The sequence below is a fragment of the Bacteroidota bacterium genome, from assembly GCA_016718825.1.
Taxonomy (GTDB): domain Bacteria; phylum Bacteroidota; class Bacteroidia; order J057; family JADKCL01; genus JADKCL01.
This window is the reverse complement of the sequence record JADKCL010000029.1, coordinates 70,680-81,876: the sequence shown is the minus strand read 5'-3', so window position 1 is coordinate 81,876 and position 11,197 is coordinate 70,680. Positions and strand designations below refer to the sequence as shown.

General features: G+C 51.9%; 10 protein-coding genes. 5 read left to right on the top strand and 5 right to left on the bottom strand.

What is annotated here, in order from left to right:
* Nucleotides 1-1,349, bottom strand: a 1,349-nt coding sequence (locus IPN95_23470) for an FAD-dependent oxidoreductase (GenBank protein MBK9452326.1), incomplete at its 3' end; no start/stop codon positions are given.
* Between the two features lie 446 nt (nucleotides 1,350-1,795).
* Between IPN95_23470 and acs the strand changes: the two genes are divergently transcribed.
* From acs to IPN95_23445, 5 genes are all read left to right on the top strand, one after another.
* Nucleotides 1,796-3,691 carry an acetate--CoA ligase gene (gene acs / locus IPN95_23465; protein ID MBK9452325.1) on the top strand — a complete coding sequence of 632 codons (1,896 nt, stop codon included), beginning with the start codon at nucleotides 1,796-1,798 and terminating at the stop codon, nucleotides 3,689-3,691.
* 9 nt (nucleotides 3,692-3,700) lie between these two features.
* Nucleotides 3,701-4,387 carry a hypothetical protein gene (locus IPN95_23460; GenBank protein ID MBK9452324.1) on the top strand — a complete coding sequence of 229 codons (687 nt, stop codon included), beginning with the start codon at nucleotides 3,701-3,703 and terminating at the stop codon, nucleotides 4,385-4,387.
* A 336-nt stretch (nucleotides 4,388-4,723) separates the two neighbouring features.
* Entirely contained in the window at nucleotides 4,724-5,419 is a 696-nt protein-coding gene (locus IPN95_23455) for a hypothetical protein (GenBank protein ID MBK9452323.1), read from the top strand.
* Nucleotides 5,343-5,645, top strand: a complete 303-nt coding sequence (locus IPN95_23450; protein ID MBK9452322.1) for a hypothetical protein — start codon at nucleotides 5,343-5,345, stop codon at nucleotides 5,643-5,645. Before IPN95_23455 ends, IPN95_23450 begins: the two co-directional genes overlap by 77 nt.
* Before the next feature lie 179 nt (nucleotides 5,646-5,824).
* Entirely contained in the window at nucleotides 5,825-6,814 is a 990-nt protein-coding gene (locus tag IPN95_23445; protein ID MBK9452321.1) for a hypothetical protein, read from the top strand.
* A 92-nt stretch (nucleotides 6,815-6,906) separates the two neighbouring features.
* Here the strand turns inward: IPN95_23445 and IPN95_23440 are convergent, their stop codons facing one another.
* From IPN95_23440 to IPN95_23425, 4 genes are all read right to left on the bottom strand, one after another.
* On the bottom strand, nucleotides 6,907-7,641 hold the full coding sequence (locus IPN95_23440) for an NAD(P)H-hydrate epimerase (GenBank protein ID MBK9452320.1): 735 nt from the start codon (nucleotides 7,639-7,641) through the stop codon (nucleotides 6,907-6,909).
* Between the two features lie 195 nt (nucleotides 7,642-7,836).
* Nucleotides 7,837-9,243, bottom strand: a complete 1,407-nt coding sequence (locus IPN95_23435; protein ID MBK9452319.1) for a sugar transferase — start codon at nucleotides 9,241-9,243, stop codon at nucleotides 7,837-7,839.
* Nucleotides 9,244-9,249: 6 nt separating this feature from the next.
* On the bottom strand, nucleotides 9,250-10,152 hold the full coding sequence (locus IPN95_23430; GenBank protein MBK9452318.1) for a hypothetical protein: 903 nt from the start codon (nucleotides 10,150-10,152) through the stop codon (nucleotides 9,250-9,252).
* Nucleotides 10,140-11,120, bottom strand: a complete 981-nt coding sequence (locus tag IPN95_23425) for a Gfo/Idh/MocA family oxidoreductase (GenBank protein MBK9452317.1) — start codon at nucleotides 11,118-11,120, stop codon at nucleotides 10,140-10,142. The genes IPN95_23430 and IPN95_23425 overlap by 13 nt, the downstream gene beginning before the upstream one ends.
* Between the last annotated feature and the right edge of the window lie 77 nt (nucleotides 11,121-11,197).

The window sequence follows — 11,197 nt, the reverse complement described above, 5'->3', positions numbered from 1 at the left end:
CATTTATGCTTCCACCAATTCATCTGTGACGTGTAGCCGGAATATTGCTCCTTGAATCCGGGGAATGCGGTCGAAATTTCATCCAAATAGGCCTCTCCCCCACCCTTGGCCGCATTCGCCCCGACTTCGCCGCCAAAAAATATCGAATAAATCGACTTTCCGGCGTTCTCATTCTGAAGATGATAGCTGTCCCAACTTGTATGGATTTTGTTGGTGTAGAGGTAACCCTGAAAACCCTGATCCCGCCAAATCCGGGAATTCATGTCGAGGAAAAACTTGCTGTTTTTGCCCGCACCCAGTTCGCGGATGCAGTTCAACTTCTTGGTAGACATGCCCTTGAGTTCTTCAATGCCTTCCACATTGCGCAAAACGGTATAGGGAATCGTCATGATCACGATATCCGCTTCTACTTCCTTGGTTTCCCCTTCGAATGTCAGCACGAAACCCTTGCCCTTGTTTTTGATGGCTACCAACGCATGATTCAGGCGAATTTGATCTTGAACGGCCTCCGCGAGGCGGTCGCAAATCTGCTGATTGCCACCCAAAAACTTGATGCTTTCGTCGCTTGTACCAAAGAGGTCAAGCTTGTTGGGTTCCTGCGCACCGACCAAGGCGGTGAAGTTGACGGCACTTTGGTCGCCCATGTCGAGGCCATATTCGCCGACGTAGGCGACAGCCATCGCCTTTTTGAACCATTCCTCGGTTTCCAAGGTCTCAAAATAGGCCTCCATCGACATGTAGTCGAGGCGTTCGAAGGCTTTGCCACCCAGCAAGCTGTCGGCACCTACCTTTTCGCGGATACTTTGAAACGCCCGAATGGCATCTTCTTGCGAATAGGCTTTGCCATCCATGAAAAACACTTCGGGAATCAGCTTGTCGCTGTCCTTGCGAAGCTCAACGACGCCAAATTCTTTGGCGAGCGCGCGCATATCAAGGTGGTTGCTATCGATGAATTCGCCGCCAAGTTCCGTGGTGCCGGTATTGCCGTTGAGCTTTTGGGTGAACATGCGTCCTCCGGTGCGGTTGGAGGCTTCGTAGATCGTCACACCCTTTGTAATCCCCTGCTTTTTAAGGATATAAGCAGCGTGCAACCCTGCAATGCCGCCGCCGACGATGACGATTTTGGCATCCGAATCGCCTTTCATGCTATCCGAAGGAACCATCCGCATCAGGGCAAGTCCTGCGCCAGCGACAGCGGCCTTTCCGAGGAATTCCCGACGGGAAATTTCATTTGCACGTTGCTCGGCTGCCCATTCGGAGACTTCATCCGCAGGGATGCCATGGTCTTTGGAGATTTGGCTGAGCCGCAACACGCGCTTCAACGCGCCGAAGAGTGGTGATTTTGACATTGGGAGTTGGTGATTTCCTGACAATATGGGAGGAAATCCGGAAGGAAACAATAGTCGGGTTGGAATTTTGCTTTGGCTTGCGAGCGAAAAGAATTCCCCGAAAAGCAACCGATTCGGGGTTTGTCGTCAGGCAATCAGGTCATGAATCAGTCCATTTTACTTCGAACGCAGCCATTGGTCAAACCGCTTGTCGACCTGCGCCTTTGTTTTCGTATTTCCATTTCTGATCTGTTCCTCACCCCGTTCAATCCGCTTTTCACAGACTCAGATATCGGCTCAAGGTCCTGCGTACTTTGATTCTGATCCGGTTCTTTCTGTGTGTTCGTTCCGTCATATAAAGATTTTTACGAATCTATGATTGAAACCCACCTTTCTCCCCAAAATTTGAATTCTCCCCCTTCGAATGCCATAAATTCATTAATTTCTCCCCCTAATTTGATGTAAAGATGAGTTTCAAGATCAATTCATTCGAGGAATACCAATCGGCCTACCAACGCAGTGTCGCTGATCCTGAGGGATTTTGGGGCGATGTCGCGGGCCATTTTGACTGGCGCAAACCTTGGGACAAGGTGCTCGATTGGACTTTTGAAGGGCCGGATGTGAAATGGTTCACCAATGCCAAGCTCAACATCACGGAAAATTGCCTCGACCGGCACCTCGCCACGCGCGGCAATCAGGTTGCCTTGATCTGGGAACCCAACGACATCACCGAAAAAGCCAAACACTTCACTTACAAGGAACTCCATGCACAAGTCTGCCGCATGGCCAACGTCCTGAAGCGCAACGGCGTGCAAAAAGGCGACCGCGTCTGCCTCTACATGCCGATGATCCCCGAGCTCATGATCTCGGTCCTCGCCTGCGCCCGTATCGGCGCGGTGCATTCGGTCGTCTTCGCCGGATTCTCGGCAAATTCCTTGGCGGATCGCATACAAGATGCTGCCTGCAAGGTCGTGCTCACGAGCGACGGCATCGCCCGCGGGGCTAAGCAGACGCCCGCAAAGCGCGTCGTGGATGATGCCATCGCACATTGCCCGACCGTCGAACGCGTCATTGTGGTGGACCGCTGCGGCTGGACACCTCACATGGAGGCCGGCCGCGATGTTTGGCTCCATGACGAACTCCAACATGTCGGCGACGACTGTCCCGCTGAGGAAATGGATGCCGAGGATCTGCTCTTCATCCTTTACACAAGCGGCTCCACGGGCAAACCCAAGGGCGTCGTCCACACCTGCGGCGGCTACATGGTCTATGCGGGCTATACCTTCCAAAACGTCTTCCAATACGCTGAAAACGATGTTTTCTGGTGCACTGCCGACATCGGCTGGGTCACGGGACATAGTTATATCACCTACGGACCGCTGCTTTGCGGCGCGACGACGGTCATGTTTGAGGGCATTCCAACCCATCCCGATCCGGGAAGATTCTGGCAGGTGATTGACAAGCATGGCGTGACGATTTTCTACACGGCGCCGACAGCGATCCGCGCCTTGATGGCTTTGCCGCTTGATCACGTTTTGAGCTACAGCCTCGATTCGTTGCGGCTCCTCGGCACGGTCGGCGAACCGATCAATGTCGAGGCTTGGAATTGGTACAATGTTCACGTCGGCAAGGAGCGTTGCCCGATCGTCGATACTTGGTGGCAGACCGAGACCGGCGGCGTGATGATCTCCGGAATGGGCGGGCACCATCCGATGAAGCCTTCGTTTGCCGGGTTGCCGCTGCCGGGCATTCAACCCTGTTTGTTGGATGGCGAGGGCAAGGAAATCCTGGAGAATGGCGTCGAAGGTTATTTGACCGTCAAGTTCCCTTGGCCTTCCATTTTGCGCACGACTTACGGCGACCATGTTCGTTGTTACAATACCTATTTCAGTGCGTTCAAGGGCCACTATTTCACGGGCGACAGTGCGCGTCGCGATGAAGATGGCATGTACCGCATCATTGGCCGCGTCGACGACGTGATCAATGTCTCAGGACACCGCCTTGGCACCGCCGAAATCGAAAACGCCATCAATCTGGATTCCCATGTCGTCGAATCAGCCGTCGTGGGTTATCCGCATCCGATCAAGGGCCAAGGCATTTACGCCTTCGTGATCTGCAAACAATTCCCTGACGACCAAGAGCTTACACGTGGCGAAATCATCGAGACCGTCGTGAGGGAAATCGGAAAAATCGCCAAACCGGAGAAGATCCAATTCGTCCATGGCTTGCCGAAAACGCGTTCAGGGAAGATCATGCGGCGCATTTTGCGCAAGGTGGCCGAAGGCGAAACGGAGTCCTTGGGCGATACCTCGACGCTGTTGGATCCGTTGGTGGTGGATGAGATCATTCGCGGGGCGTTGTAAGGAGGCATCATGAACTACAAAATCATACAAGATGAATCCCGTTTGCGGGCCTTCATCGATTGGCTGCCCAATCTCAAGAAGGGCGAGGTTTATTATGTGACCTTGCTCGCCCGCAGCAAATACTGCGCGCCGGGGGTTTTGAAATCCGACAAGGCGCAATTGAAGCGGTTTACTGCGGAAAAGGATATGCTGTTTTCCAAGATCAAACAATTGGAATGCGCGGTGGGATCCTATACAAGCAAGGGGACTGCAATTCCTGTGGAGGCCTTGGCCTTGTACATCAATCCGAATCCGCGGAGCTTGCTTGATGCGACCAAAGCATCCTTGATCAAATTCGCGCAATTGATCACGCAGGATTATACCGGCTACAATCCGCATCAGGAGGTCATGAGCGAGATTCAGAAGGCTTGCGCGCGCAAGGTGTATTTTGACCTGGATTATGACCATGTGGAATTGGACTCCGTCTTGGCGGAGGCTGGGCAGCATGTGAACCTCGATTGCGTCACCGTCCTCAAGACCCGCGGCGGATTTCACCTGCTTGTCGAACTCGACAAACTTGACAAGAAGTACACAAAGTCCTGGTACAAAGGCTTGACCGAGATCGCAGGCTGCGACATCAAGGGTGACAACCTGATTCCCATTCCCGGTTGCATCCAAGGCGGATTTGTGCCACATTTTGTCGGGAAGGGGAAGTGAGGGATTTTGTTGAATGTCGGTAAGTTGTGATGATTATCCCCTCTATTGTCATGCAGAGCGAAGCGAAGCATCTACCGTTTGGTAACACCTTTTGCCTGTGAGCATCGGGTGTTTCTGCTAAGGTAGACTCATCGCTTCGCTCTGAGTGACGATAAGGCATTTCCATCCCTTTGCGGCCCTTTGCGTCCTCTGCGGTTTAATCGGGGGGGTACACGGAAAACCGCAAAGTCGCAAAGGGCCGCAAAGACAAACGTGTCCTCTTCCCTTCTCGCTCGAAATCAATTACCTTTGACATGGATTGGAATTGCAAAAACGCATTTGTATCCGACTTGAAATATGACATTCCCTGAGGTTTATCCCAATTGGCAACGCGGCGTCCAACTTTGTTGGATCGTCTTTGTATTGTCGTCGGGATGCGCCAAAAGCCAACCCAATACTTCTGGCGCGGATGATTTGGGCAAACACGACGAATTGGAAGACAGCTTTGAATTCTTCGAAGCTTCTGCCCCTGACACCTCACGGCTTGTTTTGGGCAATTTCGAATTTCGGAAAGTAGAGGGACAGCCCATCACGCTGATCGGAAATTTTGATGGGAGTTCGCAGGAAATCATCGCCCCTGCGGACGCAGGTTGCTTGGAGGTGATGGCGGAACAGGACTTGGACGGGGATGGTTTTCAGGACATTCTGCTGCGTTACAACGCTGCCTGCAGCGGTCAATGTTGTCTCAATTCCTATTTTGTGGTCTCCTACCGCGGCAACGGCCGCTACCATTACAGCGAGAAACAGGGGGCATCGTTTCGTGATCCTGTTCTTGAACAATGGAACGGCAAATGGTCCGTGATCATTGAAAATTCGCCGGAAGCGACGATCTCCACAGCCATCGCCGGCAACAAGCAACGTTTTGCGTTGCAAGACGGCGAATTGGTCAAAGTGGAGGACATTCCAAATGGTGGAAATGGCGGCGCTGAAGGACCTCCGGGCATTGGCATTCGAAGGAACCGACGCAGCCGATACGCTCAAAATGCAGTTTGACCTCGATGCAGACGGAAAGATGGACTTGATCTGGGGAACGTTTTGGAAGGACCGCGGGCGAATGCGCTGGTCCGTGAATTTTGGCAACGGAAAAATCATGTGGGACGGCACGCCGTGCAAGCGTTTGGGCGTTCTTTCCACCAAAACTGAAGGGTTCCACGAACTCGTGGTCGATCAAAACCGCATCTTGGAATGGACCGGCAAACGCTACGAAGAACGCGACTGAACAGAATAAATTCAGCTGCGCTGTAACGCAATCGCATTCGCCCCGTTTGATACCCAAAGACTCCCCACTTATGCGTTTCCTTCGGACGATTTTCCTCTTTCTGATTGGCAGCTTTTTATTCGTCGAATCGGCTTTCACACAGAAGCATCCCTTGACCCTTGAGGTGATCCAATTGATCAATGAGGCGCGAACGGCACCCAAGGAGTTTTCTCAAAAAGCATCAAAAAGAGCTCGCCGACCACAATCCGGCATTTGCGCAGCAATTGGCAGAATCGGCACCCTTGGAAAAAGTGATATGGGATCCCGGATTGGAGGCGCAATGTCGCGAACATCTCGACAAAGGAACATTGGATCCCGCCTACAAGGGCACCAATGACTTATGCGGCGAATCGAGCGGCATGCATGGCATTGGCGGTGCATTTGAAGCAATGGACGTGGTCGCTGATTTCCATACCAATATTCTGGATCCGAACTGCAAATACCTGGGAATCGCGTTTTCAAAGAACAACGACACGTATTGGTACAGTTGGGGCTACCGCTGTGACCGCGTGAAGGTTGCATTTACATTCGAAGGCAAAGTTGACACCTCCAAAGTGGACTTTGCGGCCCTCAACACCGCCAAAAACGCGACCTACCTGAGTGATGTAGAGAAACAAATGGTTTTGGAAGTCAACTTTGCCCGGGCCTATCCCAAAGGTCTACGCGCAGATCATCGGTCAATACGACGACAAGCGGCAAGTTGGAGCGGCCTCGAACACGACGACTATATCGCGGGAAAGGAATTGATGGCCATGCTGAATTCAATGGGGCCGTTGTCGATCTTGCAGCCCAAACAATGCGTGTACGAAGCGGCAAAAATGCATGGACTGGATTGCGAAAAAAGGGGATTCCTCGACCATACCGGCAGCGATGGCAGCGCCCCTTGGGACCGAATTCTCAAAAAATGTACGGAATTGAGCTACGGGAATGAGAATCTGCGCGGAAGTGGAACACCCGATCCAAGAGATGCCGTGATTGCATTGTTGATCGACGGCGGCATCAGTAACCGTGGACATCGGCACAACATGCTGGACCTGAACGTGGAAATATATCGGCTGCTACCTGATTTCCGGCAAGCCGATGAAAATGGGGACCACATTCAATTGGGTGCAAAATTTGGGCTAAGATGAAATTCGCATCCCCCCCCCCCCCACCCTCCTGGAGTCCTCACCTCCCGGTAGGCTAAGGGCTTTATTTTGACAAGGCGAGGTCGAGGTCAGAATTACCGAATCCGAACAATATCTGATTCCGCGAAAATTGCACCAACCTTGAGTTCCAATCCGGGAGCGGCATACAGCGCTTGAGGAATGGCCACATCGGCAAGATAGATATCCCCCACCATGGCGCGGGCCGATTCCTTGACGACACCGGTTTTGGGCAAGCCCAAAGCCATCGTCGCGCTTGCGCGCATGCAGGGACGCCGCTGCTGTCCGGTTTCCGCGTCCAACCCGGCGGGCAATTCCAAAGCAAGCACGGGGGAAAGTTGCCGATTGGCCCATTCGATGAGGTCAGCCAAACGCCCAGAAGGGTCTCCCGGCCAATGCAAACCCATCAAACCATCGATGATGAGGTTTCCGCCGAGCGCGGGCGGCTCCACGATGATCAATCCTTGCCGGCGCGCGCGTTCGAGTTGCGCACCCACAAGGCCTTCATATTCGTCAATTTCATGCGAAAGCACCAACCTTACGTTGCCGCCCCATTGATGCAATTTGCGCGCAGCCACCAAAACACAGGCACCTTTGGTGGCATTGCTCGCCAACAAGGAGATGGCTTTGCCATCGGCACGGCCTTTCAAAAACAGCAACCGTGCCAAATGCGCCAAATGCCTCCCCGCCAATTCCATCGTCTGCATCGGGTCCAACAGGTACTCCGAAACCATCAACCGTTCCACCTCCAACATCTGCACCGCAGAAATCGAGGGGACATTCACCAGTGGTTTCGGTAATTCGCGTAGCATTTTCTATTCAACCAATTACAAAACAGCAGCTAAAATTACGAATCTCAGCTTCACCAACAAGTTTATTCAATCCCGGCAACACCTATGATAATCAAACACTCAACACTCCTGGCTTCACGCGCTACTTTCCCTTCTCAACGCCCAACGAGCCATCACCAAGGACCCACTTTTCACTTTTAACTATTCACTTTTCACTTACTTCCCTCTTCCTTCAATCATCACCAACACCGTGTAAATGATGATTTTCATGTCGAGCAACAGCGAAATGTTCTCAATATAGAGAATGTCGTAGGTCATGCGTTCGATCATTTCCTCGACGGTTGAAGCGTAGCCGTATTTGACTTGGCCCCACGACGTGATGCCGGGGCGTACGCGGTGCAAATGCCGGTAATGCGGGGCGATTTTCACGATTTGATCGATGAAAAACTGCCGCTCCGGGCGAGGTCCAATGATGCTCATGTCGCCTTTGAGCACGTTGAGGAATTGCGGAAATTCGTCGAGACGGGTCTTGCGCATGAACCGGCCTACGCGCGTGATACGCGGATCATTTTCCGAACTGAGCGCTGGTCCGGCGGCTTCAGCATCGGTGCGCATGGATCGGAATTTAATGATTTTGAAGGGCTTGCCCCATTTCCCGATGCGTTCCTGACGATAAAAAATCGGTCCTTTTGAATCCAGGCGAATGATAATGGCAAGGGTGAGAAATACCGGCGCCAACAAAATCAACGCGCAAATAGAGGCTGTGAGGTCAAATCCGCGCTTGAAAAATGCCTCGGCATTGGAAAGTAATTTAGGATTGATTTCAATGAGCGGCGAACCCATCATGTGGGTGGTGCGCACACGCCCGAGCAGGAGGTCATGCACACCAGGCACGATTTTGATGCGTGCCCTTGTGGTCTCGAGCAAATCCACCACTTCGACGATGCGCTCTTTGTCGTCTTGGTCCAGCGCGATGATTACTTCATCGATTTTGCGGCTGTTGACGACCTCATGGATGCGGCTGATGTCCCCAAAATGCTTCAGCTTTCCAAAAAACAGGCTGTCGGGATGGCCGGGGAGGCTCAGATAACCTTGAAACGTGTACCCCAATGATCGGCGACGCGACTCCAATTCATTCCAGAGTTTAAAAGCCGTAGGTCCACAACCAATGATCAGGGTGGAGAAACCGATTTTCCTGCGCCTGATCCTCGAATTCGTATTCGTCGAAACCAGAAAATGGAAGAAGGCGATGGTGACAAACTGAAGTAGAAAATAAATGAAGTAGAACCGCCAAGAAGTGGTAATCGGCTTAGGATCATCGAGGAAAATCGTAAAAAACAGCACCAAAACACCGAAGCCGGTGGCTTGAAAAACTTGCAGCAATTCCCGCAAACGCGACTTACGGAACGGATCGGAATACAATCCGCCAATGCCGTAGAGGATCACCCAATAGCCTGCAATGATGCCGGCATTGCGCAGCTGCAAAATGGCCTTTTCGTCTGAATAGGAAAAAGTGCTGGATTCGAAGAGATAACGTCGCAACAGGAAAAAGAGCATCCACACCCCAAAAGAGGCGATCAGATCCAGTAAAAAATACAAGAGGGATTTCCTGAAGCGGTTCATTCGTGCTTACTTCTCCTTGATCACACGAATGTCGTCAAAACGGATATAACCTTCCTTGTTTTCGCCATCGGCAATCATCCAAAGCCACAAGTCCGTGTTGGGACCCAAGGCGTTGATAATGTTGCGCACTTCGGTGATCATGTGGACGTACACGGTATTCCAAGTGCCACTCGGGCTGATGGTCATAATCGGAAGGCGGTTGGGGCTCGTGCGCGATCCATAAATGAGCCCGACGGTAAATGGGATTGTATTCTGATAAGTAATCTCCGCGAAAATATTCAGCGCTTGGGTACTCCGGAAAGGCACGGTATTGATCACTTCAAAGTACCGTTCCCCCGGCAGAAAATCGACCCTGCCGCAATTGAGTCCGCGGTAGGGATCGGTCGCAGAAGTCACAAAAAATGTCGCTGTATCAGGCAATCCGGATGCAAACCGGTCAAAATCAACCCCTCCGCCTTCGAAGGTAACCGAAACTGGAGTTTCATATTTGCTCGGATCGGTATAATGAAACACCGGCGTGACTTCCAATGTATCTCCTGCGGTCGCAGCCCAATCAAACGAGACCCTGTCCCAAAACGGGTAAATGATCTGAAAACTGGATTGCCCAGACTCGTAAATCCCGCCTTCGATGAAAAAGTCCGTTTGATCCAACTGCAGAAAGGGTACCACGCGACCGTTTGTATCCACTTGGGGATCAATTTGGTAGACGCCTTGCAAAAATCCGCCATGGTAGAGCCAAGCGTTGCGGACACCCGTGTTGCTGCGAAAAGACGTATCATCCGGCGCGCTCACCATCGGATTCTGGATCGAAATGTAGGCGGGCAATTCCTCCGCTGGATTGATCACTTCGCAGCCAAGCAAACTCATGCAGCAAGCAACAACAGGCAGAAGCCGGATCAAACGATGCATAGTTGATTGATTTTGTCCATGATCAAATAAGCGGTGTCTAGCGCTAACGTAGCCTGCTCGAGTGTGACAGGCACCTCTGTGTCGTTGTTGATCGCCTTGGCAAATTCCTCAAATTCCATTCGAATGGAATTCACAGGCGTCACTTTGGGATTTTCAAACGTCAAGGTTTTGGTGGATTCACCCGATTTGAATTCGATTTTATTTTTGGTGGGATCGGGGGTGCTGTCCTGATCATTCATGTGAATGATTTCGCAGGTTTTGTTGAGAAAATCCACCGAAAGGTACATTTTCCTTTGGAACAACCTCATCTTGCGCATATTGCGGAAGGAGATGCGGCTTGCGGTAAGGTTGGCCGTGGCCCCATTGTCAAATTCGATGCGGGCATTGGCGATGTCGGGCGTCTCGCTCACGACGGAAACACCGCTGGCGCTGATCTTTTTGATCCCTGATCCGACAAGGCAAAGGATGATGTCGATGTCATGGATCATGAGGTCGAGCACCACGGAAGCGGTCGTGCCGCGCGGGTTCCACTGCGCCAAACGGTGGGATTCGATAAAAAGTGGACGCAATTCCTGATCCTTGATCGCCAAATAGGCGGGATTAAAACGCTCGACGTGGCCGACCATGGCCTTGACATTGGCTTCGCGTGCAAGGCGCTGCAAAGATTTGGCCTCTTCGACAGTATGTGTAACGGGTTTTTCGATGAAAATATGCTTGAAGCGCTTCAAAGCTGCCTTGGCGCATTCAAAGTGGGAAACGGTTGGCGTGACAATGTCCACGGCATCGCAGGCTTCGATCAGCGAATTCATGTCGTCCCAAGACTTGACTTCCATCTCCTGCTCAATGGCGGCGGCCCGCTCCCGGTCGGTATCAAAAAAACCAACAACTTCATACTCTGGAATTTCCTTCAACAGGCGCAAATGAATGCTTCCCAGATGGCCGACGCCGATGACACCGATTTTGATCATACTCCCTTTACTTAGTATCCTGCAAAATTATCATATCCCCCATCATTTGAAAATCCATTTGCCCACCGACATTACAC

Bases quoted from the DNA above. Each gene is read 5' to 3' on its own strand.
- acs (MBK9452325.1), top strand. From the start codon at position 1,796: ATGAGTTTCAAGATCAATTCATTCGAGGAATACCAATCGGCCTACCAA.
- IPN95_23460 (MBK9452324.1), top strand. From the start codon at position 3,701: ATGAACTACAAAATCATACAAGATGAATCCCGTTTGCGGGCCTTCATC.
- IPN95_23455 (MBK9452323.1), top strand. From the start codon at position 4,724: ATGACATTCCCTGAGGTTTATCCCAATTGGCAACGCGGCGTCCAACTT.
- IPN95_23450 (MBK9452322.1), top strand. From the start codon at position 5,343: ATGGCGGCGCTGAAGGACCTCCGGGCATTGGCATTCGAAGGAACCGAC.
- IPN95_23445 (MBK9452321.1), top strand. From the start codon at position 5,825: ATGAGGCGCGAACGGCACCCAAGGAGTTTTCTCAAAAAGCATCAAAAA.
- IPN95_23440 (MBK9452320.1), bottom strand. From the start codon at position 7,641: ATGCTACGCGAATTACCGAAACCACTGGTGAATGTCCCCTCGATTTCT.
- IPN95_23435 (MBK9452319.1), bottom strand. From the start codon at position 9,243: ATGAACCGCTTCAGGAAATCCCTCTTGTATTTTTTACTGGATCTGATC.
- IPN95_23430 (MBK9452318.1), bottom strand. From the start codon at position 10,152: ATGCATCGTTTGATCCGGCTTCTGCCTGTTGTTGCTTGCTGCATGAGT.
- IPN95_23425 (MBK9452317.1), bottom strand. From the start codon at position 11,120: ATGATCAAAATCGGTGTCATCGGCGTCGGCCATCTGGGAAGCATTCAT.